Consider the following 26,805-nt stretch of genomic DNA (forward strand, 5'->3'; position numbering starts at 1 on the left):
TCTCACCTCCTTCGAGGAATGTCGGCGTAGTCAGTTAAATTTCAGTAATAATAAAGTTTGTGATTTCTACTTTTACCAATTTTCCTTTCGGAATGATTGGAGTAATAAGATTCAATAGCTTTGACTCAAGCGCATCTTCGCCTTGTGAGCCTTGAAGTTCATCAGCAGTCATATCTGCCAGGGCACGGTTAATAATCGGTCTGACTTCGATCTCGATAATCTTGTCAAATTCTTCCTTCGCTTTCTTGCCATCCAGCTGGAAAGCAAAGCTAAGCACAACGACATACTCCGGATCCTTCAGGTTTCTTCTGAAATCTTTTAATTCAGAAGTAACCTCCACTCGCTCATCCGCTGACAAAGCCTTGACCTCAATGGTTTTTGTCTCCGTAGCTTGCTCCTTCGGATCTGCAAAAAAGGATTTAAACAAGATGATGGCAACAATAGCGATTAATGTGATGGATAATAAAATAGTTATTAACCATGGAATCATTTTTTTCATGATGAGGGACCCTCCGTTTGCTCACTCTTCTGGGCCGCCGCAACGAGGCCAATTGCACGAAGATACTGTTGATTAAGCAACAACAGCTCTGCTGTCTTTTCTTTAACGACCAATTTCTTTCCAGTCGTAAGCGTTATAACAGTATCAGCAGCTTCTTCTATTACTTCAATTAATAATGCATTTATTGTGACTTTTGTTCCGTTTAAACGCGTTACGGTAATCATTAGTAACCCCCCTCGCACTAGGGGAGGCACTAAGCCTCCCGCTCGTTATGACTTACCTATCTTTTTAAATTAACAACCTCTTGCAAGATTTCATCAGAAGTTGTAATGATACGTGAATTCGCTTGGAAACCACGCTGCGCAACGATCATTTCTGTAAATTCTGCGGTCAAATCGACATTGGACATCTCAAGCTGACCAGCTATAATGGCGCCTGTGCCAAGCTCAGGATCACCAGCAAAAGTCATGAAATCTTCAATAGAAGCATCGGGATTAGCATTAGCAGTTACTCGGTACATGTTCCCGCCAAGCTTCTCAAGTCCGCTTGGATTTACGACCTTAGCCACTCCCAGCTGGGCAACGGCTTCGGTGCCGTCAGCCGTAACGCCCATTATCGTGCCATCCTGGCCAATTGAAAATGCCGTAATCGCTTCATCAAGCACGATTGGCTCCTGATCCACGCTAAGCACAAAATAGCCGTCGCCATTAACAAGCTGTCTATTCGCATCCAGCGTAAAGTTACCCGCACGTGTAAGCAGCATTTCAGACTCATCGCTTGCTCTTACGACAAAGAAACCATCTCCGTCAATACGCAGATCAGTCGGTTGGTTAGTCGTCATCGCGCTGCCAGCAGTATGTACTGTATCAATGGAACCTATGGATACGCCTAAACCGATTTGTTTTGCGTTCACGCCGCCGCGTACGCCTTCCTCAGGTGCGGTAACGCCCGCAACCGTTTGACTTAGAATATCCTTGAACATAACGCGGCCTGCTTTAAATCCAACCGTATTAACGTTCGCGATATTATTACCAATGACGTCAAGCTTTGTTTGAAAACCACGCATACCGGATACGCCCGAATACATCGATCTAAGCATTTTGGTTATTCCTCCTGGAATATGGATTAAAAGCATTGAGCATAAAAAGGATGTATGCACTATCATTAAGCTGCTTCATTCGGTCCACAGCTTGAGGCTCCCTGATAGGTCCAGCCTTACGATAAAATAATAGCGCTGTCGATTTGTGTGAATACGTTGCTCTTCATTTGACCGCCATCCATTGCTGTCACAACTGTGCGGCTTGGAACGTTCACAATCATTGCGATATCACGAAAAACGATTAATGAATCCTGAGCTCCCTTTGACGCAGCCTCTTCCACAGCGTTTATAATTTTGGTGAGCGATTCTGGCTGCAATTTAATGCCTCTCTGCTGCATTCGTACCTCTGCATGATGACTAAACTTAAGAACCTTGGCATTAAGCATTTCTTGAAACTCTGTTGACTGCGTTGTACGGCTTATGGGCGATTTGCTAGCCTGTAGTGGCGTAGACTTCACTGGAAAGATATGACCGATTTTCACTCCATCGTTCATTAGCTCTCAGCCCCTTCCCCAGCACTTGCCGAAGAAGCATCTTCCTCCGCCGAACTATGGTCCTCTTCTGTTTCTTCTTCTATTTCGCTATCCGTTTCCGAGATAGATGTGACATAATCGAGTGCAATCTCGGCCCCGCCTACTCGTGCATAAAGGATGCCTTCCTTCGAGATTATGGAATCGACAATCCCCTCAACGGTAGTAACTTCGCCGGCATCGTCATATTCATTCCACTCAATCGTTTTACCGATCAGGCTCGATGCTGAACCAATGTTTTGACGCATTAATGTAAGCTCGGTGGACATGTTCATAAGCTGCTCGACAGATGTAAATTGCGCCATTTGTGCGATAAAATCCTTATCCTGAAGCGGCTGCATGGGGTCCTGATTACGCAGCTGTGTGACGAGTATGCTTAGAAATTGGTCTTTTCCAAGTGTATCTGTACTTTTTTTGTTAGCTGCGGCCTGCACGTTCGTCTGACTATAGTTAGGCCAAACAACGCGAGTAGAAACGCTATCTGTCATTTCCGATCACCTCCGATCATTTTAACGATACATCTGATCAGCTATGCCTTAACGTTTATTCCCCTGCCAAATCCAAGACCTTGAATCGTCGCTTGTTCAATGATCTCAGCTTCAAATATACCGTCGTTTGAGTTCTCTTCGATATTGAATCCTTCTCGATTAGAACCCTGCTGTTGACTGCTGCCTTGACCTTGATGCTGCTGCGAAAGCTGCGAGGTGGATTGCCCTTGTGAAACCTCCAGCTTATCTACCATTAATCCCTGCGCCTGGAGCGCCGAGCGCAGTTGAGCCATTTGATTGTCCAGCATATCTTTGGCCATCACATTATCGGTTTGGAAGATTGCAGTCAATAATCCGTTTTGCATTGTAATCCGAACATCTACCTGACCGAGATGCTCTGGGAATAACATGATCTTCGCCTCGGAAACACCGTTAACCGTTGTCAAATCAAACTTTTGAATGATCATGCCTGTCATAGATTGTGCAAACTCATCCGCAGCGACAAACGAAGTCATTGCCGTTGCATTCACAACTAGCGGAGTAATGCCGCGCGTCGTTTCTGGATTGCTTCCGATCTGCAGCTGTGGACTTATCTCAAGTGAGGAAACCGCTGCTTCCGATTCTACAGTTTGCACAATACTATTTGCCGCTGTAGTGGATAAAAAGGCTGGGTGAACCGTTTGCTGTGATAGACGCTGCAAAAGTGTCCCAGCTTCAGCTTGTGGTGCTTGCTGCACGGTAAACAGTTGTTGTGTAAAGGCCGTCGATTTCGTTTGTGACTTTGTTGTATCCACCGTCTCGCCTTCCAAAATCGCTGTTAACGTATGTAGCTGCTGTGCAACCAAAGCGGATGGTTCCTGTTGTTGAATAAGCTTCGAAGTGCCCTGCTGGAGCATGACCTGCACTTGAATCAATGTATCCTGCAGTTTTGACTTTATATTCGCTGCATCTGTTATTGCTTGTGGTACCGTTAGAGTCCCATCCTCTAAGGAAGTTTGCTTATTCGACTGTTGGATGACGGGAACCGGTAATCCGAGAAGCGCCAGCAATGCATTCATTTGATCCAGTACATCGGCTAACTGTTGAAGCTGCTCACTATCTTCAGCAGGAGTTTCGGTCTCATTTGAAGTTGGAGCTTCAAGTTGCTCTAGCAAACCGTCAATGATCGACATGAGATCTGATAACGTAGGAGCAATTTCGGCAGCGCCGCCTTCGATTACTGCTTCTTTATTTACAACCGCTACTAAAGGCGCGGTTTGCGCAATTCCTGAATTAGAAGCAGTTTCACCGTTGATTTGTTGAACTAATGTTTTTTGAAACACAGCACCGCCAGCACTTTTTCCTGCTTGTGTATTTGCGTTCGCCTGCGCTTGCGGCTGCGTTGAGGCAACCTGCGGAACCATCATTTCCATTTTTCTCACCTCCTTTCAAATTGGGGGTATAGATGGTTAGGATAACGATTAGCTTCCTGTCATTAATTTCGTGACCATTTGAGCGGTTAGCTTTTCATCAATCCCAGACATTTCCGCTATAATGGCCGATCTGGTTTCATTATCCACCGCGTTTAGAATGCGAAGGACTTTGCTCGGGCTTACTTCCACCATTTTGATTAACAATTCCCCTGCACTCTTAGCATCCATCGCTGTAAATGTTGCGCTCAACTGCTCTTGATCAAGAACAGAGGATGCGGGTTTTGTCACAGGCGTTTTTAGGGATTCAAGTTTGGCTTGAAGCGCAGCAATTTGCAAATCCTTTGCTTTTACATTATCCTTCAGCTTCATTGCTGCATCCGCAGCCGTCTGAGGATTCATTTTCTCCATAATGCGAACCCGGTCATCAGGCCGCATATTCGCGAACACGAGCACCATTTCATCCAAAGTCATGCTTTGCAGAATCGGCGCAGCCTTGCTTGGCGTAATTTTGGAGAACATGCTGGCTAACTCTTGAATCTTGGCTTGGTATTGCTCATCCTCAAGCGACTGCTCATCATTCGCGCTCTTCAATTGAGAGTTATCGTTCTCGAGGTTCTTAACCTCTTGCTCAAGTGAAGTCTTCGTTTGATTGGCTGCAGCAAGTTCACTTTCAATCGCCGTTAGCTGGGCTTGCAGATCAGCAATCTTAGCGGACATATTCGATGTCTTCAATTCATCATCATTTGTTAACCAGCCTGCAACCTTTGGTTCAGGAAGCACGTCTTTAATGAAAGGAATTGAATTTCCGGCCTCAAGCATTTTATTGCGAAAATCATTATTGAACAAGGTATACAATACGCCTAGCAGCACGATTGCAAATAATATAGGCGTCATCAAAAACATAATTCGTTCAAGCGTGCTGTAGCCTTGCTTCTCGTTTTCCGTACCCGCCAATTCCACTCACTCCCTCTAGCCGGTGTCACGCATCACTTTATGGGGTTGGTATCATGAAACGGACGCTTGCCAGCTCATCCAACTCGTTCTGCTCTTTTATTTGCAAAGCATACTGGAACCGGTCACGCGCATGATCTTTTGCTTTAAGCCACACTTTCTCATCCTTCATCTTGTCAGAAAGTTTAAGTCTGCTTTGCTCAACCGCTTTTTGTGCATGTAACACATCTTTCAATTTACTTTTTATGCAATCAACTAAATAATCCAAGTATTGCTGGATAACCTGAAGCTCGGATAATGGAACTGAAATTTGAGTAGCTTCTTGTAATTTTTCTTCCCAATCCTGTTTTTTCGCACGCAATAGCTCAAGGGACAACTCCTCGGCAGTTAAATCGCCTATTGCAGATGAAAGCATCCATTCTGCTTGCGTCTTCTCGCTGCCCTTCAAATCGACAACCCTCTGGAATGTGTAACGAAACGCTGCCATTTAAAGGTTCAACTCCTGTAGAAATGATTAATTAAATGAGATTGTGCTTCCTCTAAGCTTACTTTTTCATTCGTTTTTTGCTTAGTGTAGCTTTGAATAGGATCAATAAATTGAAGGGCCAAATCAATTTCTGCATTTGTTCCTCGTTGGTACGCCCCTATATTGATCAAGTCTTCCGAATCTTTATAAACAGCAAGAAGTTTCTTTAATTCATTAGCGGCATCCTGTTGTTCTTCGGTTACGATTTCCTTCATAACCCGACTAACTGAGGCTAAAACATCAATCGCAGGAAAGTGGCCCTTATGAGCTAATTGGCGACTCAAAACAATGTGACCATCCAGAATTCCGCGAACGGCGTCTGCAATTGGTTCATTCATATCATCACCATCAACAAGAACGGTGTAAAAAGCAGTAATTGAACCTGACGGCCCCGTTCCAGCACGCTCTAGAAGCTTAGGCAGCGCTGCGAATACAGATGGCGTATAACCGCGTGTAGCCGGAGGCTCGCCGATTGCTAATCCTACTTCACGGAGGGCCATCGCATATCGCGTAACTGAATCCATCATCAGCATGACATTCAAACCGCGATCCCGAAAATATTCAGCGATGGAAGTTGCAATCAGCGCACCCTTTATACGAATCAGTGCCGGCTGATCTGATGTAGCCACTATGACGACAGAACGAGCTAGACCCTCTGGTCCAAGGTCTTTCTCAATAAATTCCAGCACCTCGCGGCCGCGCTCGCCAATTAAGGCAATTACGTTTACATCGGCCGATGTATTGCGGGCAATCATGCCGAGCAGTGTGCTCTTACCGACACCAGAACCTGCGAATATCCCAACGCGTTGTCCACGCCCTACGGTAAGCAGGCCGTCGATTGCTCTCACGCCAATACCGAGCGGTTCAACGACCCGAGGTCGCTTAAGCGGATTACTAGGCTCATTATGGGTTGAATAATGAGGCATTCTTCTAGGCAGAAACGAGCCGTCTAACGGATTTCCTAAACCGTCTAACACTTTGCCTAACAGCTCAGATCCAACCTGGACAGTTAAAGGTTTACCAGTACCAACGACATCGCAGCCTGGGCTTATAGCGTGTAAATCGCCTAATGGCATCAAAATAACCTTGTTTTCTCGAAAGCCTACGACTTCTGCTTTAATCGGCTTTGCGCCCTTGGATGGATAGATGAAGCAAACATCACCTATACTAGCGTCCGGTCCTTCTGATTCAACGGTTAGACCGATGACCTGCGTAACTTTCCCGTTAACTCGCACGGGATCAAGCGGCTGCAAATGCTCAATGTATTTGAGGACATCCAGATTATTCACTATCATCGAAATGACCTCGATCTTCGCTGCTGTGATGAGCAAGATGGATTAATTCCCGCTTTATCTCAGCCAACTGCGTATCAATGCGGGCATCGATGCTGCCAAAAGCGGACCGTATAACGCATCCGTTATCCTTCACAGTCGAATCAGGCAGAATCTGCAATTCTGCTTGTGAATCGATAGCGAAATGAAGCTCTTCCCTGGCAGCTTGTACAAACGCTAGCTGACCTGGCGCGACACACAGCGTAATAACGCCTTGTTCTCTTCGACGGGAGAGAGACTTCAAAATCAGCTCGATAGCCATATCAGGTGCTAAAGTTAGTTGTTGTCCTATAATTTTTTCTGCAATTGCACAGCTAAGCTCGACAAGAAAAGGCTCTGCCTCTTGAATGATTTGCTCACGCATTTCAAATGCTGTTTTGAGCACATCGCTTGCTTCGGCAAGCTTTTGCTCCCAGATTTCCCGCAGTTCTGCTTCAGACTGCGCTGCTCCTTCCGCATAGCCAAGCTCATAGCCAGCTTGTCTAGATCGTTCGGAAGCTGCTTCGTCTTCTGTTCGCTTTTGCAGCCACCACACATCGATCTGCTGTTGTGTTTCGGCAAATAGCTTTTCGCTCTCTATTGCGGCTTCACGCAGTCTTTCTTCCGCATAGAGCTGGGCATCATTCAAAATTTGATCTCGCAATGTAATGGTTTCTTCATCAGGACCAGGCGGAACCTCCTCTTCCTGACTAAGTGTTTCATTGATTTCAAAATTCCGTTGATGCAGCCACTCCAGCTGCTTCAATTGGTCAAGAGTAATCACACTCGATGATTTGATCAAATTAGACAATGATATCGTCTCCTCCACCACGGGCGATGATGATTTCACCAGACTCTTCTAATCTGCGGATTGTTGCTACGATACGTGTTTGTGCCTCTTCCACGTCACGAAGCCGCACGGGACCCATGAATTCCATTTCTTCTTTGAAAGTCTCGGCCATGCGCTTGGACATATTTCGGAAAATCGCTTCTCGAACCTCTTCGCTCGCCACTTTAAGCGCAAGCTGAAGATCTGCGTTCTCGATATCGCGTATAATCCGTTGAATGGAACGATTGTCGATATTGACGATGTCCTCGAATACAAACATCCGTTTTTTGATCTCTTCTGCAAGCTCTGGATCTTGTATTTCAAGCGCATCGAGAATCGTACGCTCTGTTCCACGGTCGACGCCATTCAAAATTTGAACGATGGAATCGATACCGCCGGCATTTGTGTAATCCTGCGTAACCGTTGCGGATAGCTTTTGCTCCAAAACGCGCTCTACCTGAGAAATAACCTCTGGCGATGTACTATCCATCAAAGCAATTCGTCGTGCTACCTCTGCTTGTTTCTCTTGCGGAAGCGAAGAAAGGATATGCGATGACTGTTCCGATTGCAAATAAGATAATACTAGAGCAATGGTTTGTGAGTTCTCGTTTTGAATAAAGTTCAAAATCTGAGTTGGCTCTGCTTTTCTAGCAAAATCAAAAGGTCTTACTTGTAGGGTTGCTGTCAAGCGATTAATGACTTCCAACGCTTTTTGTTCGCCAAGCGCTTTCTCTAAAATGTCCTTAGCATAGGAAATACCGCCTTGCGTAATATATTCCTGAGCCATGCATATTTGATGGAACTCACTTAGAATGGTTTCCCGGTCCAAGCTGTCTACTTTCCGGACATTTGCGATTTCAAGCGTTAGCTTCTCAATTTCTTCCTCGCGTAAATGCTTGAATATTTGTGCGGAAACTTCAGGTCCAAGCGTAATTAGTAAAATGGCTGCTTTTTGTCGACCCGATAAGCCCTGCATGGATTTTGACACATGAACCACCTCTATTCATCCACAAGCCATGTGCGAAGAAGATTAACAAACTCATCTGGTTTTCGTTTGGCGAGTGTTTCAAGATTTTTCCGAGCCTGACTGTCGTTGTTGACACTTTCCAAATCAAGAGTAGGGTATTCCACTTTAGCAGGAGCAGCCAACTCAATTTCTTCCTCGGCAGCCTTTTTACGTCTACGCGACAGCATTACAATTAAACCGCCGATGATTGCAAGAGCTGCAACACCGATACCGATTAACCAAGGCATTGAAAGTACGCTTGATTGATTATCAGAACTACTGCCAGAGAAAGTGCTTGCAATAAGAGCTACTTTTTTCGCCATTAGTTCATCATTCGTCACGTCTTGGCCTGAATCCGCAAGCTGTGCACGTACCAACGCGGTCAAATAAGTCATTATAGCTGTTTTACTAGCCTCATCTTTAATTTCCGACTCTTCGATACCGATACTAATAGAAAGATCTTTTAATACGAAGGGTCCGGAAACAATGTTGCTGCTAATCCGTGAAACATCATAATTTCGAATTTGAGAACTCGTTTCAGATGAGCTTTCACCTGTCGTCGCTGCTTCATATCCCGGAACATCCGTTTCCCCAGTACCAGCAACACCGCCAGCTTCTCCAGAGGAACCCGTTGATGTGCTGTTGTTTATTTCTTCACTAATAATTATCCCGTTATTGTTATTGTTATCTAACGGCTTTACAAGAGATTCTTGCGATGTCTTCTTATCGAAGTTCATGCTGCTTGAAACTTGGATAACTAAGTTATCCACACCAACAATTGGTCCTAAAAATTGTTGAATGTTTTTCTTCAATTCCGTTTCATACTTCCGTTGAATAAGGAATTGTGACTCAACAGCATCTGAATTGTTAGCTATACCGCCGTCTGTCTCCGAAAAAGTCAATTCCCCTTGCGGACTGGAGATCGTAATATCTTTCATCGCTAAATTGGGAACAGCAGTCTTTACAAGGTTGTAGTAGCCATCGATTTCTTTCTGGCTTGGTCGGTAGCCTGACATAAACTTCATCATGATCGAAGCAGATGCTTGTTCTGCGTCTTCAGGTGAAAGGAATACACTTTCTTCAGGCAAGTTTACCAAAACCTTTGAACTGTCGACGCCTTGCATGGCATTAAGCAGCTGCTGGATTTCGCCATTCAACGCATTTAGATACTTTACGTTAAATTCATTTTCCGTTGTACCGAATTGACTTGAGCTTGAATTAAATGCTTCAAACCCGATTGAACCGTTTTGGACTAATCCTTGAGACCCCACGTCAACTTTAATTCGTGCAGCTTCTGTGCTTGGAACCGAGATGCTTTTTCCATTGTTGCTCAGCTCGTACGGGATCCCGCTCCCGTCTAAGTAAGTCATGATGGCGGCGGCGTCTGTTGTATCCAAATTTTGAAAAGCAATTTCGTATTCCGTTCTCGTAAATACGATTGTTAACAAAATAATTGTTAACAACAATCCACTAATGGAAGCCCCCAACCAAATTTTTTGTTTTCTGCCCATTTGGCCCCAAAATTGAGTAAGCCTACTTCTAAATTGGGCGATTCTCTCGTTCACGTTGTCACCTCACCCAAATACTATGCTAGATCAAAATTATGGTTAGATTTGCATCCGCATCATTTCTTGATATGCTTCAACCACTTTGTTGCGGACTTGTGAGGTAAGCTGTAAACTCAGCTGTGCTTGCTCCGAAGCGATTAACACCTTTGTAACATCAACTTGGCCAGTTAAGTATTTGTCATTAAGCTTATGAACGTTCTGCTCTTGATTGCTAACATTATCAATCGCCGTTTGTAAATATTGACCAAAAGATTGTGTTAATTGTGCCGGAGTCGCTTCTTGCACCGATTTATTTTCTAGGAGTTTGGCAGGTTGAACCGGATTAAGCGACATCGATTGTATCATCAATATTCCTCCAATTCATCACATGATATTTCCGTACATTTATTTACCTATTTCTAATGCCTTTACAAACATTGATTTGGTTGCGTTCAATGCGGTTACATTTGCTTCATAGGAACGTGTCGCAGCTATCATATCCACCATCTCTTTGGTGACGTCCACATTTGGCATATTAACGTAGCCATTGGCGTCAGCATCAGGATGCGTCGGATTATAAATAAGCTTGTTTGGCGATTGATCCTCTTTGATTCTTGTAACCTTCACGCCTTGAGCAGCTGAGCTCCCGTTCATTTGCTCGGAAAGTACGCTTGAAAAGGATTGCTGCAGCGGTTCCATAACAACCATTTTCCGCTTATAGGGCTGGAATTGTCCGTTTACAAAACTTCCACGCGTCGTTTCTGCATTAGCAATATTAGAAGATATCACATCCATTCGCAGACGCTGCGCTGACAATGCCGATGCACTGATATCAAATCCTGTGGACAACTTCATCGTTAGGCTCTCCCCTCAATTGCTGTACGCATCATTCTCACGTCATGATTAATTTGTTGGACATAAAAGTTATAGCTTAGTTGGTTTTTTGCTAGCAAAGACATTTCACGATCGATATCAACATTATTTTCATTGTTGTTCATCGAAGTTGTTTCATCGGTGATTAGTTTGGGTATAGGTACATTAGATGAAGCTAATCCAATAGACATATGCTTTTGATTGGTCCGTTTACCGACCAAATGCCCTTGCGTATTGCCCATCGTTTGCTCTAATAATTCCTCAAACAGAACCTCAGACCGTTTGAAATGCGGCGTATCACCGTTTGCCACATTGTTTGAAATGACGCGTTGCCGCATTTCTGCTGCCTGAAGCGCACCTTCCATCCTTCCAAATGCAGCGCCATTCAACAAATTCACGTAGTTTCACCACTTTCACATAGGAGATCTCCTTAACGTATTCAACAGATTACAGCTCATTCCTTCTTTGTTCGACACTAAAAATTAAAAAAATGAGATTACTGTGTCGATTTTTGCCGACATGATAATATTCAACAATTTCCTAAATTATTACAATAAGAAAAAAGCCCTATCTTTGGTAGAAGATAGGGCCAAAATGGTCTATACGACCTATTTTATGACTTCATTTTATCCAATTCTTGCAACAATTGGTGGTTTAATATCTTAATGTATGTGCCTTTCATCCCTAATGATCTAGTCTCGATCACTCCTGCACTTTCCAACTTCCGCAATGCATTCACAATTACCGATCTTGTAATTCCTACCCGGTCCGCGATTTTGGATGCGACGAGCAGTCCTTCCTTACCATCCAGCTCTTCAAATATATGCTCAACAGCTTCTAATTCACTAAAGGATAAAGAACCTACTGCAACTGACACGACAGCGCGACTGCGTACCTCTTGTTCTATTTCCTCAGTACGCTCACGTAAAATTTCCATGCCTACAATAGTAGAACCATATTCAGCTAAAATAAGATCATCGTCATCAAACGTGCCTGACAAGCGGGTCAGCACTAATGTTCCAAGACGATCTCCACCGCCGATAATAGGCACTACGGTCATAATTTCTTGATCCCCTAAACGTGGAAAGGTTTCATAAATACCTGAATCCGGCTTCACGTTCGTCATCGACTCCTGCATGTCAAGAAATCGGACATTGCTTTCTTGAGGGAAACGAAGCTCATCAACGGATAAGGACCGCATGAATTCATGATCATAAGCATCAACAGCTGAGCAGCCTAATATCTTACCTCTGCGGCTAACGACGAAAACATTCGTCTGAATCGTCGTGCACAGCACCTCCGCCATTTCCCTGAAGCTAAGCGCTTTGCCGGCCGCGCGCTGCAGCAGTCGATTCAGTGTTCTTGTCTTTGTTAGTAAAGTCATTCTCTTGCCTCCCAAAACTCATAACAACTACAGTATATATTGACTCAAATCGCGATTTTGCGCAATACTTCCTAGCTTTTCTCGTACGTATTCCGGTGTGATTGTCATTTTTTCAAGCGACAGCTCGGGTGCTTCAAACGATAAATCCTCCAGCAGCTTTTCCAAAATGGTATGCAAGCGACGAGCGCCAATATTTTCAGTATTGCGGTTCACATCGGCAGCGATGGACGCTAGCTCATGGATCGCTTCATCCGAAAACTCGATTTGTATTCCTTCTGTTTCAAGCAAAGCGGAATATTGTTTTGTCAAAGCATTTTTCGGTTCTTTCAAAATACTTACAAAATCATCCAAGCTGAGGCTGGTCAGTTCTACCCGAATCGGAAAGCGTCCTTGAAGCTCTGGAATCAAATCTGATGGTTTTGCGACATGGAATGCGCCAGCAGCGATAAACAATACGTAATCCGTTTTAACTGGGCCGTATTTGGTCATAACAGTCGATCCTTCAACGATYGGAAGAATATCTCTCTGAACACCTTCTCTGGACACATCCGGTCCTGAGCCGCGCGATGGGCTAGCAATCTTATCAATTTCATCTATGAAAATAATGCCGGATTGCTCCGCCCTTGTGATCGATTCCGTAATGACATCATCCATATCGATGATTTTGTTGGCTTCCTCTTGCGTTAACACCTTGCGCGCTTCCTTGACGGGCAGCTTGCGTTTCTTCGGCTTCTTAGGCATTAATTGCCCAAACAGCTCTTGCATATTCATGCCCATACCTTCCGGTCCTTGGCCTGACAGCATATCCATCATATTTGGAGCAGAATCCTCTACTTCAATTTCAATGATTTCATTTTCGAGCTTCCCCGCGGCTAACTGTTCTTTGATTTGCGAACGTTTTTGATGCAGCGCATTTTCTACTTCCGGCTCTTCTTTAGGTTCATCGGTCTGCTGCTGGTTGCCAAAAAGCATTTCAAACGGGTTTTTTGAAGATTTCGGTTTAACTGCAGATGGAGCCAGCAAAGCCACGATACGCTCATTTGCAAGCTTTTCTGCACGATCTTTAACCTTTTCGGTTTTTTCTGTTTTCACCATGCGAATGGCCGTTTCAACGAGGTCGCGTACCATCGATTCAACATCCCGGCCGACATAGCCTACTTCAGTAAATTTAGTGGCCTCAAGCTTCACGAACGGCGCTTTCACGAGCTTCGCCAAGCGGCGCGCGATTTCCGTTTTACCTACTCCGGTTGGTCCGATCATCAAAATATTTTTCGKAACGATTTCATCGCGCAGCGTATCATCAAGCAAGCTTCTGCGGTAACGATTGCGCAGCGCAATGGCTACTGAACGTTTCGCCGGTTTTTGTCCAACGATATACTTATCAAGCTCCGCTACAATCTGACGAGGTGTCAGTGCATCATTTCCCATTATAAAATCCCTCCGATTTATATATCTTCACTATGACTTCCCGAAGCTTGTTTTACCATTCTAGGCCGTATCGTTCAATTTATTCGATTTCTTCAACAATAATATTGTGATTAGTGAATACGCATATTTCCGCGGCAATCTCGAGTGATGAGCGCGCAATATCGCTAGCTGCCATTTGAGGCGCATGCCTTTGAAGCGCACGTGCGGCAGATAAAGCAAAGCTTCCGCCTGAACCGATGGCTAAAATCCCGTCATCAGGCTCAATAATCTCGCCATTTCCGGAAATTAGCAGCAAGCCCGTTTTATCCATTACAAGCATCATGGCTTCAAGTCTGCGCAGCACGCGGTCAGAGCGCCACTCCTTCGCAAGCTCAACGGCAGATCTTTGCAAGTTGCCATGATGCTCCTCCAGCTTAGCCTCAAATTTCTCGAACAGTGTAATCGCATCTGCAACAGAGCCTGCAAATCCTGCGATAACTTGACCGCGATAAAGTCTTCTTACTTTTTTCGCAGAATTTTTCATGACCATGCTGTTCCCAAAAGTCACCTGTCCGTCCCCGGCAATAGCGCCCTTACCTTCATGACGAACGGCACAAATCGTTGTAGCGTGAAATTGCATTTCCATTGCATTGCCTCCTCAAGGTTCCATATTGAAAATAGATTGCGATGCCTACACTACGAAATATTACTGCATATGTTCCTTTTTAAATTGCGCAATGCCTTCAAGCGCACGATTTGCAATCATTTCATTTTTCTCTTTTTTGCTCTTCATTCTTTTCTCAAGAGGCGGGAACAGACCGAAATTGGCATTCATAGGCTGGAAATGCTTAAAATCTGCTGTTGTAATATAATGAGCCATACTTCCAAGCGTAGTGTGCTCAGGCAGCACTACCGGTTCAAGGCCACGAGCCAATCTTGCTGCATTCATACCCGCGATCAAACCCGAAGCAGCAGATTCCACATAACCTTCAACACCAGTCATTTGGCCCGCAAAGAACAACGTTTCGCGATTATTAAGCTGGTAAGTTGGTTTAAGCAGACGCGGTGAATTAATAAACGTATTACGATGCATTACGCCAAACCGAACAAACTCTGCATTTTCCAAACCTGGTATTAAGGAGAATACACGTTTTTGTTCGCCCCATTTAAGATGCGTTTGGAAACCTACCAAATTATATAACGTACCTGCAGCATTATCTTGACGCAGCTGAATAACAGCATGAGGAAGCTTGCCCGTATGCGGGTTGATAAGACCTACTGGCTTCATCGGTCCGAACAATACGGTTTGCTTGCCTCTGCTCGCCATAACCTCGATTGGCATACAGCCTTCAAAATATACTTCCTTTTCAAAATCTTTAACTTCAGCTTTCTCGGCTGTCGTAAGCGCTTCATGGAAAATTTCAAACTCTTCTTCTGTCATCGGGCAGTTCAAATACGCCGCTTCCCCTTTGTCGTACCGAGAAGCTAAATAAACCTTATTCATATCAATTGAATCTTTTTCAACGATAGGCGCTGCTGCATCGTAGAAATAAAAGTATTCCTCACCAAGCAGCTCTTGAATTTGGGAGGATAAGCCAGGCGCCGTAAGCGGTCCTGTTGCAATTACCACGATCCCATCCGTAGGAATTTCCGTTACTTCCTCATTGCGTACTTCAACTAACGGATGGTCATGCAGCCTGCGCGTAACTTCACCGGAAAATCCGTCACGGTCGACCGCTAGAGCTCCTCCGGCAGGTACTGCATGCTGATCGGCACAGCTTAAAATTAATGAATCGAGCTGACGCATTTCTTCTTTCAAGACGCCAACCGCGTTAGCAAGACCATTAGCACGCAAGCTGTTGCTACACACTAGCTCCGCAAATTGATTGGTATGATGAGCAGGTGTTTTTGTGACCGGACGCATCTCGTACAATACGACAGGGACTCCTTGAGATGCAATTTGCCAAGCTGCCTCGCTGCCTGCTAATCCTGCTCCGATGACGGTTACTTTTTGTGGTTGTGACAAAATAAGTTCAATCCTTTCAAGATATAATTCACCTAGTTGGCCCTCGAGGGCTTCTACCATGCCTTCAAAGGTTTCAAAACCTATATTAACCCTTAATATTAAAAGCCTCCGAACCCACCCAACCCCTCCCTTCCAAGGGAGGGCCCCAAGGGCGCTGCCCTCTGGACATCCGAATCCGTAACACGTTGAATGTTAAAGAGACGCCGATATGTTTGGTTGGTGCTTGGAACGCTTTCGTCCCTCCGGGACACGCTTTACGTTTGAAGCGAATAGATTGTTAATTTGATCATTTCTGATTATTTGTAACAATCCAATGCCCGCAATAGAAAAATGATCATGATATTGAGACTCTACTTATATAACCTATTGTATCAAGCTGCAAGGATAAATCTCAACTTTTGCTGTTCTTCAGCGTATTACTTCCTCATTTTAAAAGGATACCCGTAAAAATAACTTGCCCGTTTAACAACGGTGTCCTCCCTGGTTAGAGGGAGGACGGGTTCGACTCGCTTCATTAGATTGCGGTTTATCTGTGAGTACTTAAGCTAATGCTTAATCGGTATCCGTACCCTGTTCGTCTTCGTCAAGTACCTCTTCTGAATAGTCGCAGGTTGGACAAAGCAGCTTTACACCGCTCCGGTTTCGCTTTTCTACGAGCTTTGATTGCTCGCATTGCGGACATGGTTTGTTTGTTGGTTTGTCCCAAGATACGTAATCACAGCCAGGATATTGGTCGCAGCCATAGAAAATACGTCCCTTTTTACTGCGCCGCTCAATGATTTTTCCTTCAGCGCATTTCGGGCATGTAACGCCAATATCTTTGACAATTGGTTTGGTATTACGGCAATCAGGAAAGCCCGAGCATGCCAAAAATTTACCGAAGCGTCCCATTTTGTATACTAAATGTCGTCCGCATTTTTCGCAAATCTCATCTGACACTTCATCCTGAATCTCGATTTCTTTCATTTCATCCTCGGCCACTTCCAGCCGCTTCTCGAAGGACTCATAAAAATTCGCAAGTACCTTTACCCAATCTTCCGTGCCTTCCTCCACATGGTCGAGATTTCCTTCCATGTTTGCTGTAAATTCAGCATCCAGTATTTCCGGAAAAAATTCTTCCATAAGCTGAATAACTAAATCGCCAAGCTCAGTAGGCATGAATTTTTTCTCTTCCATAGCAATGTATCCACGCTTTTGAATCGTTTCGAGCGTAGGCGCATACGTACTTGGCCTTCCTATTCCGAGTTCTTCAAGCGTTTTGACCAATCTAGCTTCCGTAAATCGCGGCGGCGGCTGTGTGAAATGCTGCTTAGGATCTACCGATTCCGAGCTGATTACATCACCTGAAGCGAGAGGCGGCAAAAACTTATGCTCTTCTACCGTACCATCATCATTGCCTTCCACATAAACCTTCATGAATCCGGCAAACTTCACTTTAGAGCCCGTTGCTCTAAACACCGTTTCGCCTGCCTCCAAATCAACCGTCATTGTATCGAGCACCGCGGATTGCATCTGGCTGGATACGAAACGTTCCCAAACCAGCTTATATAAACGGAGTTGATCTCGGCTCAAAAACGGTTTCATCGATTCCGGATCCCTTAGTATGGAGGTCGGCCGGATCGCTTCATGCGCATCCTGGGCGTTGCTATTTTTCTTCGTATATACTCTAGGCTGTTCAGGCACATAGTTCGCACCGTATTTTTCCGTAATATATTCTTTGGCTTCCTCTTGCGCAATTGGAGATATGCGAGTGGAGTCAGTCCTCATATAAGTGATCAAACCGACTGTACCTTCTTTGCCAAGCTCAACGCCCTCATACAGCTGCTGCGCGACAGACATCGTCTTAGAAGCCCGGAAACCTAGTTTCCTTGCCGCTTCCTGCTGCAGGGAGCTTGTAATGAATGGAGGGGCTGGGTTGCGAAGACGTTCCTTCTCCCGCACTTCAGAGACGGTAAACTGGCTGCCTTTCATCGCGCTGAGTACTTCCTGTACTTCAGCTTCCTTGCCAAGCTCCCGCTTCTCGCCATTGATCGAATAATATTTGGCATCGAAAGGAATGCCTGAATGACTAAGTTTCGCAGTAATCGACCAATATTCCTCGGGCACGAATGCATCGATTTCATTTTCGCGATCAATAATGAGCTTAACCGCAACCGATTGAACTCGGCCAGCAGACAAACCCTTTTTCACTTTCTTCCATAGCAGCGGACTTATCTTATAACCAACCAATCGATCCAAAATCCGTCTCGCCTGCTGTGCGTTAACTAAATCCATATTAATTTTCCGCGGAGTCTTAAATGCGTCCTTTACCGCCTGTTTCGTTATCTCATTAAAAACAACGCGGCATGTATCTGTCTCATCCAGTTCCAAGTAGTGTGCCAAATGCCAGGCAATCGCTTCTCCTTCGCGATCCGGATCGGCTGCCAGAAAGACATGTTTTACTTTTTTGCTGGCATCCTTTAATTCCTTAAGGATGCTGCCTTTACCGCGTATTGTTATGTATTTTGGATTAAAATCATTATCAACTTCGACGCCGATCTGGCTTTTGGGCAAATCGCGAATATGTCCCATTGAAGCTTTAACGATATATTTGCTTCCAAGATATTTACCAATCGTTTTGGCTTTTGCTGGTGATTCGACGATAACTAATGAATCTGCCATGTAAGGCGCCTCCTCTCTCCATTGCAAGCTATAAAGCAATATATATTGATCCGGGCTGCAATTCAATTTTTCGTTTTATACATAAATTTAGCAGAAGTGCGTTCAAATGTCCAAACGGTATGGCTGAGAGCTCATGCAGCTCATTGATTGACAATGGTTGATCTCTCAAATAAGCGATCAATTTACTTTCCTCTGCCGTTACCGGAGATCCGATTTCTTCTGGTTTGGATAGGTTCGTTTTTTCTGCTGTTTTGAAGGCACTTATCGCGGCTGGCAGCCAATCCAGCTCATCAATAATATCGCCTATGCCTGTTATCAGCTTCGCTTCGCCGCGCTTGATGAGTTCATTCGGTCCTTCGCTCTTAGGCGATGAGATCGGGCCGGGTATCGCGAACAATTCACGAGACATATCTGAAGCATGCTGTGCTGTGATAAGCGATCCGCTTCTAGTCGCTCCTTCCACCACAACCGTTCCTACTGTTAATGCCGCAATAATGCGATTACGCTGAGGAAACTGACCTGGGTGCAGCGGTGTCCCGATCGGGGTTTCTGAGACGAGCAACCCTTGCTCTGCAATTTTATGAAATAATGATAGATTCTCAGGCGGATAACATTTATCGATCGGAGTCGGCAGAACGGCAATCGTCCCGCCCGGACCGTTCAGCGCGGCTTCATGAGCCTTGCTGTCCACCCCTCTCGCTAGACCGCTCACGACCGTCAAACCCGCATGGGAAAGCTCTTTTGCCAATGTCGTCGCCGATTGCCTTCCATATGCCGTTGGCACCCTTGTTCCAACAATCGCGATAGCAGGTCTTTGCAGCAGTTCCAATCTTCCTCTAGCATACAAAACCCATGGCGGCTGCGCTATTTCTCTTAATATTTTTGGATAGGCGACATCGTAAGGCGTCAAAGCAACCGCATTCGCTTTGGCGACCGCTTCGGATGGATCCTCTGTTAAGATCCAAGGCCGCTCGGCATACCGCTCCGCTGCAGCTTTCGCTTGGCCGCGATGTAAGCCTATTGCTAGTAAATCTTCTATGCTCCATGATCGTTTATTCCAAAACTGATGCTGAACGGCCTTCTGAATCGCATGCCATCCAATACCCGGAATTTCGTGAAAAGCAATGACCATTTGTCTACGAATATCTTGAATTTGAACCATTTGATCCAACCCCTTCTTCCCTCGGGCTGGCCTGCATTCTTATCTATTGTGCGTTACGCGGCATAAGATTGCAAGTCAACCGCTAAAATAATGACAGCGGATAAATAAAAAAGCAACCTTCCAACTCCCGTTTTCGGGTGGTTGAAAGGTTGCTTACCTTACATCATTCGATTTAATTATTTACGCGTAATACATTTTTCAAGCAAACCTTGCTCTTCAAGAACACTCACAAGCGTAGATCCCATCTCAGATGGTGTCGGAGCTACTTTAATGCCGCACGCTTCAAGCGTTGCGATTTTTTCAGCAGCTGTTCCTTTACCGCCTGAAATGATTGCGCCTGCATGTCCCATCCGTTTGCCTGGAGGCGCTGTTGCGCCGCCGATGAAGCCGACAACCGGTTTTTTCATGTTCGCTTTAATCCACTCAGCTGCTTCTTCTTCCGCTGTACCGCCGATTTCGCCGATCATGATTACCGCATAGGTATCTGGATCTTCGTTGAAAAGATTCAAGATATCAATGAACTCGGAACCTTTAACCGGGTCGCCGCCGATCCCTACTGCAGAAGATTGACCAATGCCGCGAGTCGTCAATTGATGAACCGCTTCATAAGTCAAAGTTCCTGAGCGAGAAATAACGCCTACGTGACCAGCTGTATGAATGTAACCCGGCATGATGCCGATTTTGCACTCATCCGGCGTAATAACGCCTGGGCAGTTTGGTCCGATAAGAACGGTTTTGCTGCCGTCCATGTAACGTTTTACTTTAACCATATCAAGCACCGGGATGCCTTCAGTAATACAAATGACAAGATCAAGCTCAGCATCTACAGCTTCCATGATCGCATCAGCAGCAAATGCTGGCGGTACATAGATAACTGAAGCGTTAGCGCCTGTAGCGGCTTTTGCTTGAGCTACTGTATTAAATACAGGCAATGATACGAGCGTGCCGTTATCAAGTGTAATGTCAACGTTCGTGCCACCCTTGCCAGGTGTTACGCCGCCTACCATTTGCGTACCGTATTCCAGTCCGCCTTTTGTATGGAACAAGCCAGTAGCGCCTGTAATCCCTTGGGTAATGACTTTTGTATCTTTATTAACCAAAATGCTCACTCTTAACTCACATCCCCTGAATGAATTCGTATGCGGCAATAGCCACACAGCAAGTTATCTTATTTCACGAGAGCGACAATCTTCTGCGCGCCGTCCGCCATGGAATCCGCAGCCACGATGTTCAATCCCGATTCTTTCAAAATGTTTTTGCCGAGGTCTACGTTCGTACCTTCAAGACGTACAACGAGCGGACGGTCAAGACCGACTTGCTTCGCTGCTTCGACAACTCCATTAGCAATAACGTCACAACGCATGATGCCGCCGAAAATGTTAACGAAAATACCTTTAACCTTTTCATCCGACAAAATGATTTTGAACGCTTCCGTTACCTTCTCAGCAGTCGCACCGCCCCCTACGTCTAGGAAGTTGGCAGGGTCGCCGCCGTAATATTTGATAATATCCATTGTCGCCATAGCTAGGCCTGCACCGTTAACCAAGCAACCGATGTTGCCGTCAAGCGCGATGTAGCTAAGGTCGTATTTGGATGCTTCGATTTCTTTAGCATCTTCCTCTTCCAAATCGCGCAGCTCAACGATATCCTTGTGGCGGTATAGCGCATTGGAATCAAAATTAAGTTTCGCGTCAAGCGCAATAACTTGTCCGTCGCCAGTTACGACAAGCGGATTGATTTCTGCGATAGAAGCGTCTTTCTCTACGAAAGCCGTGTAGAGTGAAAGCATAAACTTAACCGTTTTGTTGACAAGCTCATTAGGGATGTTGATTGCGTATGCCAATTTGCGAGCTTGGAAAGCTTGCAGACCGACAGCAGGATCAACGATCTCTTTGAAAATTTTCTCCGGGGAGTGTTCAGCCACTTCTTCAATTTCAGTGCCGCCCTCTTCCGAAGCCATCATAACGACACGACCCGTACCGCGGTCCAAAACTACGCCGATATAATATTCTTTTTTGATGTCGCAGCCTTGCTCGATCAGAAGACGTTTAACTTCTTTGCCTTCCGGACCTGTTTGATGGGTAACGAGCACTTTGCCTAAAATTTCGCTGGCGTATGCGCGCACCTCGTCGATGCTTTTTGCTACTTTAACTCCGCCCGCTTTACCACGGCCACCTGCGTGAATTTGCGCTTTCACGACAACTACCGGTGTTCCGAGCGCTTTAGCCGCTTCAACAGCTTCGTCTACGGAGAAGGCTACTTTACCTTCTGGTACGACGACACCATACTGTTTCAGGACCGCTTTCCCTTGATACTCATGGATATTCATTGTTGAAATCCTCCATTTCACAGACTGAAATCAGTCATATGTACACAAACCTCTATTATTGTAGCACCTTTCCCCATCCGTTACCTTATTTTCATTCATAATAAATACGGCTTTTTTGATATGGGTTTCATCTCAATTTGAGATTAAATAAATAAAACCTGCTGGATACGGGCATTTAAGAGTCTGGTAACCACGCCATCTAGTATGACCCAATCGCTGTTATCATACCCGAATTTTTTAAACATTGACAATTAGTTGAGAACTAATCTATGATATTGGCAAATTCATAAATACGGATCAGAATCGTAAGGAAGCACCTTCATTCTCATACATGGAGGTGCTTTTTGTTATGTTCAATATCATTCAAAGTGCAAGCGTACACGGAGTAGATGGCAAAAGCATATCGGTTGAGGTTGATATTTCAAGCGGTTTGCCGCAAATTAACATCGTCGGGCTCCCCGATCCCGCGGTTCGTGAATCGGTCGAGCGCGTGAGGGCAGCGCTGAAGAACAGTGGTTTTACTTTCCCCATGGACAGAATAACGGTTAACCTAGCTCCAGCCGACTTGCGCAAAGAAGGCACATCGTTTGATTTGGCCATTGCAGCCGGTATCCTGACCGCAAGCGGACAAATAAGCGCAGCTCCCTTTGAAGGCACACTCCTTATAGGGGAGCTTTCGCTAAATGGCAGTGTCCGGCCGGTTGCAGGCGTATTAGCCATGATCGAACAAGTGAAACGACTTGGCTTTAAGCGTGTTTTATTGCCTAGCGGCAACGTGAATGAAGCCGTTTGGATATCGGATATGGAGCTTTATGCACTGAATCATTTGAATGAGCTGGATTTACTCAAGAAGAAACAAGCAGACTGGGATTACATACGTGTTGTTCAAGGAAGTGATTCTGCATTTGGTTGTATGCAGAGTAAAGATATTTTAAATAAACAGAATGAAATCGGTGATTACGGCGATGTTATTGGTCAGCATCAAGCCAAACGCGCTATGCTCATTGCCGCATCCGGCAAACATAATATTTTGCTAAGTGGACCGCCAGGCACTGGAAAAACGATGATGATACGGCGTTTACCCGGTATTTTGCCGCTGCTGAACGAGCAGGAAGCGCTGGAGGTTACCAAAATCTACAGTGTTGCAGGTAAGCTCCTCGAAAGCTCTCATGGCCTGATTACGCAAGCTCCCTTCCGCGCTCCGCATCATACAATCTCTTCGGGCGGCTTAATCGGAGGCGGCTCTATCCCCAAACCAGGAGAAGTAACCCTTGCACATCGCGGCATTCTCTTCCTTGATGAATTGCCTGAGTTTCCAAGGCAGGTGCTTGAGGTTATGCGGCAGCCGCTTGAGGATAAAATCGTGACCATTTCCCGTTCGAAGGCTGTGTTTCAATTTCCGGCAAATATTATGCTGGCCGCCTCTCTCAATCCTTGCCCCTGCGGTTACTTTGGCCATGAGTACGGCGACAAGCGCTGTACCTGCAGCGCAACTCTAATTAGTCGTTACCGGTCAAAAATTTCGGGCCCGCTTCTTGACCGGATCGATTTGCAGCTCGAAGTGCCCCGTCCGATTTCATTGGATCAGCACTTATTCGGCCCATCTCTGAATACGGCTCAGATGAAGAGTATGGTCATACAAGCTAGAGCCTTCCAGCAATCACGAGCAGCTGAAACCAGCTTCAAAAGCGCTGGTGAACTTACTGGCGCAGCTTTGCGTAAGGCCATACTCATTAAGCCTGAAGCGGTAAGCCTGCTGGAAAATGCTTTTGAAGCGCTCGGCATCAGCATGCGTGCTTATGACCGAATGCTGAAGCTGGCACGAACGATTGCCGACCTAGAAACAAGCGATTACGTTGAAGCAGCGCATATTGCCGAGGCTATTCAATTTCGCGGACTTGACAAGCCGGTACCCTAAGGACGAAGAGAAGGACTCTCACGGCGAGTTGATAACTCCAGTGAAAGTCCTTCTTAATTTGTCCCGCTAAAAGGCTCCTTGATAATGCTTGCATTCAATTATTTTGTCATCTATACGATCTATCGTTACAGTAATGACATCAAACCGCAGGGAGGCATCTAAGCGTCCAATGCTTCGCAAATAAACTTGAGCCGTATTTCTTACCTTCTGCTGCTTACGGTAATCGACGGATTCAGCTGCTGAGCCGAACCTTCCGCCTTCCCTTCTAGCCCGCACCTCAATAAATACAAGCCTGTTCTCTTGTTCTGCGATAATGTCGATCTCTCCGCTGCGGCAGCGCCAATTGCGTTCTGTAATGGTATAATTCGACTCCATTAAATATTCGCAAGCTGACTTCTCGCCAAGCTCACCCGTTAGCTTCCTTGTGTCTCGCTTGTTCTGCGCGTAAAAGTTGCCGGTTTCTTTATCCGTCAATCATATCCCTCGCTTTGCGGTCTGAGCGATAGACAAAGCTCAAAATTTCAGCAACTAATGTGTATAGCTCTGCCGGGATCTCTTGATCTATATCAAGCTTGGAGAGGACCTCTACAAGCGAGGAGTCCTCTTGAACGGGAATGCCATTTTCCTTTGCCCGTTCGAGAATGAGATCCGCCATATGGCCTTTTCCTTTGGCTACCATGACCGGAGCCGTGCGTTCTCCAGGTTGGTAGCGCAGGGCAACTGCTTTTTTTACTTTTGCTGGCTGAGGCTTGTTCTCTTGGTCACTGCTCATATTCGATAGTCCACTCCCTTGTACCGATTCGAAGAAAAAGCGGATATATCAGCCATCTGGTTATTCTTAACAGCTAACGCGGAGGCCGATGTATCATCCTGCTTATTTTCGCCCGCCTTTGGCAGTGGCGTAGTACGCAAAGAAAGCAGCTGATAGCCTGCATTCTGAAGGCTGCCGGCGATTTCGGATCGAGATGCCTCGGCTAGCGCAGAGATTGCCGGATGATCATTCCATAGGTTCAAGCTTACGATTTTATCCATGACATTCACATCAACCATCGTATCGCCAAGCGTATTCATGGACAGATTGAAGAGCAGTCTGCAATTTGAAGAGTCTAGTTCCCCTTTGCTTCCGCGCCTCGTCTGAATATGTACGGATGCGGTTTGTTTTCCATCTTCACTGTTAAGAGGGATATACATCGTCACATGTGTAAGAACCGAGTTATTTCGTTCAGGCGTCAAAAGAAGCTGCTGGCCCGTTATTTGTTGAACAAGCTGCTGTGCTGTCTCTTTGACCGCTGGCGGCGTATTATCCGCCGAAACGAGTGCTAGAAGGGCGCTTTTTAGAGATTCTTGCTGTACTGGGGGCGATGAGTCCGGCAATTGAATCCCGTCTGCTATCCCTGAGACTACGGCTGCTGCCGCTCTCTCGACTCCCAGCTTGAAGTCTTGTAACCTTATGTGACGTTGTTCTGGGTTTTCGTCATCTCCCGGCTTCACTGCTTGATCAACATCAGCTGATTGAGCAGCTTCTTGCTTAATAGTCGCCTCGGGTTGAACCGCAGGCATAACTGGGGGGCTTTGAACAATCAAAGCTGGCTTGACTGTTCTTTCTCCGGAAGCCACCTGCTGTGATAATGCCGCAGCTGCCGGTTGATTTTGTTGGCTCGGTTGAGGATCATTTGTTATTGTCTTCGCAAGCTGAAGCTCATGATCCACTCCCATCCATTTCATCATCTGTCCAAGCCAATTGGGCTGATTGGCAGCTCTGACAGCTTGCGGCATGGATTTTTCTGCGGAACCGTCTTCGGCAGAATCGTCCATTGCTACATTCGCTTGCTGTGATTCTATCTTCACGTTTGATGCATTCTGGATTTTGGCAGCAGGCGGCTCTTTTCCAGCGTCACCCTCCAAGCTTGAGGTTTCGATCGCAGCCGCCGCCCCGCGAAGGAGTTCCATCCCTTCCGACAAAAGGGCTTGTACACGAACTGCCGCGTGATTTAAAGACTTGGTCTCCGTATCCGTACTTTTTAATCCGCCCAATTGCAGCGTTGTAAACTGCTGCTGTAAAGTATCCAGCAGCTCATGTGCGCTTCGTCCAAACATAACCTGCTGCATGGCTCCCACCGTAGCTCCTGTCATAGGCAGTCCGCGTTTAAAAGTAGCGGAGGCGGCCTGCATCCATTGCTCTGGATCGCCGCCTGGTGGCATCGCCAAGGCGGCCTGCTGAAATGCTTGCGCGACCTCGCGATTTAGGATTACGCCTTCTTTGCGCAAATCCTTTACCAGCTGAGCTGCCCACTTTTGTTCAGGCAATGCCAGCTGCTTCGCCCATTCCTTGAACGTATCCTCTGGTAAGCCTACTTGACCAGGTTCAATCTGTTTCAACATCACAAGCGCTCCGCTTGATTGCTGCTGCACCTGCAGCATTGCTGTTTGACCCGCTTGTAAGGGCTGCTCCAGCTTTGCCCGGACCTGCACACCGTTAATTTGGACGAGCGCTTCGTTATTTTCCATTACCTGCAGGATGACTCCCCGTACGATCTGTCCAACCTTAAGCTCTACCGCTCTTGTATCCGCACTTGAAGCCTCGCCCAAGAAGCTTCGCATCATTTGACTAATATTCATCTGTTCATCCGCCTCCGCTGCTCTTGTGCCAATTTGCGCGTACCTTAAAGCGCTCCTTGCTGTCCCCTATGTATCTTCTAACGACTGCGTTAACCTATAAGCCTTATATCGGTCATCATGTGCAAAGCTTGAAGCTATTCATTCCAAAAAATCCTTCTACGAACAAAATAACGCCCGACAATTACACTAGGCATCCTTTGCCTGGTACAATCAATCGAGCGTCATATTA

The 26,805-nt window shown here is 45.8% G+C and carries 27 protein-coding genes; 1 reads left to right on the forward strand and 26 read right to left on the reverse strand.

Annotation, left to right across the window (positions count from 1 at the left end):
• Positions 1–34: 34 nt before the first annotated feature.
• The 23 genes from AC1DLI_RS14230 to sucC form a co-directional block, all read right to left on the reverse strand.
• Entirely contained in the window at positions 35–499 is a 465-nt protein-coding gene (locus AC1DLI_RS14230; protein WP_308994551.1) for a flagellar basal body-associated FliL family protein, read from the reverse strand.
• Positions 496–723, reverse strand: coding sequence for a flagellar FlbD family protein (locus AC1DLI_RS14235; RefSeq protein ID WP_308994552.1), 228 nt, complete (start codon positions 721–723; stop codon positions 496–498). Before AC1DLI_RS14235 ends, AC1DLI_RS14230 begins: the two co-directional genes overlap by 4 nt.
• A gap of 56 nt (positions 724–779) precedes the next feature.
• On the reverse strand, positions 780–1,598 hold the full coding sequence (gene flgG, locus AC1DLI_RS14240) for a flagellar basal body rod protein FlgG (RefSeq protein WP_477603594.1): 819 nt from the start codon (positions 1,596–1,598) through the stop codon (positions 780–782).
• A 116-nt stretch (positions 1,599–1,714) separates the two neighbouring features.
• Positions 1,715–2,092 (reverse strand): TIGR02530 family flagellar biosynthesis protein, encoded by a 378-nt coding sequence (locus AC1DLI_RS14245; protein WP_477603596.1) that lies wholly within the window; start codon positions 2,090–2,092, stop codon positions 1,715–1,717.
• The gene (locus tag AC1DLI_RS14250) at positions 2,092–2,616 is read right to left on the reverse strand and encodes a flagellar hook capping FlgD N-terminal domain-containing protein (protein WP_477603598.1); all 525 of its coding nucleotides are present in this window, start codon (positions 2,614–2,616) and stop codon (positions 2,092–2,094) included. Before AC1DLI_RS14250 ends, AC1DLI_RS14245 begins: the two co-directional genes overlap by 1 nt.
• A 41-nt stretch (positions 2,617–2,657) precedes the next feature.
• Positions 2,658–4,028: a flagellar hook-length control protein FliK gene (locus tag AC1DLI_RS14255; RefSeq protein ID WP_477603600.1), complete on the reverse strand. Its 1,371-nt coding sequence runs from the start codon at positions 4,026–4,028 to the stop codon at positions 2,658–2,660.
• A gap of 48 nt (positions 4,029–4,076) precedes the next feature.
• Positions 4,077–4,982: a magnesium transporter MgtE N-terminal domain-containing protein gene (locus AC1DLI_RS14260; RefSeq protein ID WP_477603602.1), complete on the reverse strand. Its 906-nt coding sequence runs from the start codon at positions 4,980–4,982 to the stop codon at positions 4,077–4,079.
• A gap of 37 nt (positions 4,983–5,019) precedes the next feature.
• A complete protein-coding gene (gene fliJ, locus AC1DLI_RS14265; protein WP_477603604.1) occupies positions 5,020–5,466 on the reverse strand; it encodes a flagellar export protein FliJ in 447 nt (148 codons plus the stop codon).
• Positions 5,467–5,474: 8 nt separating this feature from the next.
• Positions 5,475–6,800, reverse strand: a complete 1,326-nt coding sequence (gene fliI, locus AC1DLI_RS14270) for a flagellar protein export ATPase FliI (protein ID WP_477603606.1) — start codon at positions 6,798–6,800, stop codon at positions 5,475–5,477.
• On the reverse strand, positions 6,787–7,626 hold the full coding sequence (locus AC1DLI_RS14275) for a FliH/SctL family protein (protein WP_477603608.1): 840 nt from the start codon (positions 7,624–7,626) through the stop codon (positions 6,787–6,789). Before AC1DLI_RS14275 ends, fliI begins: the two co-directional genes overlap by 14 nt.
• A complete protein-coding gene (gene fliG, locus AC1DLI_RS14280; protein ID WP_477605013.1) occupies positions 7,619–8,620 on the reverse strand; it encodes a flagellar motor switch protein FliG in 1,002 nt (333 codons plus the stop codon). Before fliG ends, AC1DLI_RS14275 begins: the two co-directional genes overlap by 8 nt.
• A 23-nt stretch (positions 8,621–8,643) precedes the next feature.
• Positions 8,644–10,215 (reverse strand): flagellar basal-body MS-ring/collar protein FliF, encoded by a 1,572-nt coding sequence (gene fliF, locus AC1DLI_RS14285; protein WP_477603610.1) that lies wholly within the window; start codon positions 10,213–10,215, stop codon positions 8,644–8,646.
• A 42-nt stretch (positions 10,216–10,257) separates the two neighbouring features.
• Positions 10,258–10,563 (reverse strand): flagellar hook-basal body complex protein FliE, encoded by a 306-nt coding sequence (gene fliE, locus AC1DLI_RS14290; RefSeq protein WP_477603612.1) that lies wholly within the window; start codon positions 10,561–10,563, stop codon positions 10,258–10,260.
• Between the two features lie 39 nt (positions 10,564–10,602).
• The gene (gene flgC, locus AC1DLI_RS14295; protein WP_477603614.1) at positions 10,603–11,052 is read right to left on the reverse strand and encodes a flagellar basal body rod protein FlgC; all 450 of its coding nucleotides are present in this window, start codon (positions 11,050–11,052) and stop codon (positions 10,603–10,605) included.
• Between the two features lie 2 nt (positions 11,053–11,054).
• A complete protein-coding gene (gene flgB / locus AC1DLI_RS14300; protein ID WP_308994564.1) occupies positions 11,055–11,468 on the reverse strand; it encodes a flagellar basal body rod protein FlgB in 414 nt (137 codons plus the stop codon).
• 215 nt (positions 11,469–11,683) lie between these two features.
• On the reverse strand, positions 11,684–12,454 hold the full coding sequence (gene codY, locus AC1DLI_RS14305; protein ID WP_308994565.1) for a GTP-sensing pleiotropic transcriptional regulator CodY: 771 nt from the start codon (positions 12,452–12,454) through the stop codon (positions 11,684–11,686).
• Positions 12,455–12,481: 27 nt separating this feature from the next.
• Positions 12,482–13,882: an ATP-dependent protease ATPase subunit HslU gene (gene hslU / locus AC1DLI_RS14310; RefSeq protein ID WP_477603617.1), complete on the reverse strand. Its 1,401-nt coding sequence runs from the start codon at positions 13,880–13,882 to the stop codon at positions 12,482–12,484.
• A 79-nt stretch (positions 13,883–13,961) separates the two neighbouring features.
• Complete coding sequence (hslV, locus tag AC1DLI_RS14315) at positions 13,962–14,507, reverse strand: ATP-dependent protease subunit HslV (protein ID WP_308994567.1); 546 nt, start codon at positions 14,505–14,507, stop codon at positions 13,962–13,964.
• A gap of 60 nt (positions 14,508–14,567) precedes the next feature.
• Positions 14,568–15,887: an FADH(2)-oxidizing methylenetetrahydrofolate--tRNA-(uracil(54)-C(5))-methyltransferase TrmFO gene (trmFO, locus tag AC1DLI_RS14320; protein WP_308994568.1), complete on the reverse strand. Its 1,320-nt coding sequence runs from the start codon at positions 15,885–15,887 to the stop codon at positions 14,568–14,570.
• Between the two features lie 552 nt (positions 15,888–16,439).
• A complete protein-coding gene (gene topA / locus AC1DLI_RS14325) occupies positions 16,440–18,548 on the reverse strand; it encodes a type I DNA topoisomerase (RefSeq protein ID WP_477603620.1) in 2,109 nt (702 codons plus the stop codon).
• Positions 18,549–18,576: 28 nt separating this feature from the next.
• Positions 18,577–19,710: a DNA-processing protein DprA gene (dprA, locus tag AC1DLI_RS14330; RefSeq protein WP_477603622.1), complete on the reverse strand. Its 1,134-nt coding sequence runs from the start codon at positions 19,708–19,710 to the stop codon at positions 18,577–18,579.
• Between the two features lie 176 nt (positions 19,711–19,886).
• Entirely contained in the window at positions 19,887–20,819 is a 933-nt protein-coding gene (sucD, locus tag AC1DLI_RS14335; protein WP_053375706.1) for a succinate--CoA ligase subunit alpha, read from the reverse strand.
• A gap of 59 nt (positions 20,820–20,878) precedes the next feature.
• Positions 20,879–22,039 carry an ADP-forming succinate--CoA ligase subunit beta gene (gene sucC, locus AC1DLI_RS14340; protein WP_308994571.1) on the reverse strand — a complete coding sequence of 387 codons (1,161 nt, stop codon included), beginning with the start codon at positions 22,037–22,039 and terminating at the stop codon, positions 20,879–20,881.
• 349 nt (positions 22,040–22,388) lie between these two features.
• Here sucC and AC1DLI_RS14345 point away from each other — a divergent pair, with 349 nt between their 5' ends.
• The gene (locus AC1DLI_RS14345; protein ID WP_477603624.1) at positions 22,389–23,957 is read left to right on the forward strand and encodes a YifB family Mg chelatase-like AAA ATPase; all 1,569 of its coding nucleotides are present in this window, start codon (positions 22,389–22,391) and stop codon (positions 23,955–23,957) included.
• Between the two features lie 66 nt (positions 23,958–24,023).
• On the opposite strand, the gene AC1DLI_RS14350 is transcribed toward AC1DLI_RS14345, so the two are convergent.
• The 3 genes from AC1DLI_RS14350 to AC1DLI_RS14360 are packed head-to-tail and all read right to left on the reverse strand — an operon-like array spanning position 24,024 to position 26,576.
• Positions 24,024–24,431 carry a YraN family protein gene (locus AC1DLI_RS14350; RefSeq protein WP_477603626.1) on the reverse strand — a complete coding sequence of 136 codons (408 nt, stop codon included), beginning with the start codon at positions 24,429–24,431 and terminating at the stop codon, positions 24,024–24,026.
• Entirely contained in the window at positions 24,421–24,729 is a 309-nt protein-coding gene (locus AC1DLI_RS14355; protein WP_477603628.1) for an EscU/YscU/HrcU family type III secretion system export apparatus switch protein, read from the reverse strand. The genes AC1DLI_RS14350 and AC1DLI_RS14355 overlap by 11 nt, the downstream gene beginning before the upstream one ends.
• Complete coding sequence (locus tag AC1DLI_RS14360) at positions 24,726–26,576, reverse strand: hypothetical protein (RefSeq protein WP_477603630.1); 1,851 nt, start codon at positions 26,574–26,576, stop codon at positions 24,726–24,728. The genes AC1DLI_RS14355 and AC1DLI_RS14360 overlap by 4 nt, the downstream gene beginning before the upstream one ends.
• Between the last annotated feature and the right edge of the window lie 229 nt (positions 26,577–26,805).

The organism is Paenibacillus sp. 01T443, assembly GCF_056398325.1.